This window comes from Streptomyces sp. NRRL S-37, from assembly GCF_000721605.1.
Taxonomy (GTDB): Bacteria; Actinomycetota; Actinomycetes; order Streptomycetales; family Streptomycetaceae; genus Streptomyces.
Map to the genome: position 1 here is coordinate 1 of NZ_JOIZ01000158.1, position 364 is coordinate 364.

Sequence of the window (364 nt, forward strand, 5' to 3'; positions counted from 1 at the left end):
GGCAGCGCCTGCATCAGCCGACCGCGAGCAGCCACCAGCGCACACGCGTCGGCCAGCGAGAACACACCCGCCACATGCGCGGCCGCGATCTCACCGATCGAATGCCCGGCCACGAACTCCGGCCGCACACCCCACGACTCCACCAACCGGAACAACGCCACCTCGACCGCGAACAACCCCGCCTGGGCATACGCGGTCTGATTCAGCCTGTCCGCGTCCTGGCCCCAGACCACGTCACGCAGCGGCCGCTCCAGGTGCTCACACTGCGTCGAACGCTTCCGCGAACACCGGGAAACGCCCATACAGTTCACGTCCCATACCGAGCCGCTGCGACCCCTGACCCGAGAACAGGAACGCCGTACGG

Annotated in this window: 1 pseudogene; it reads right to left on the reverse strand. The window is 68.1% G+C overall.

From position 1 onward, the window contains the following. Positions 1-364 (reverse strand): annotated as a pseudogene (locus tag IH50_RS38545) (acyltransferase domain-containing protein); the annotation flags it as partial.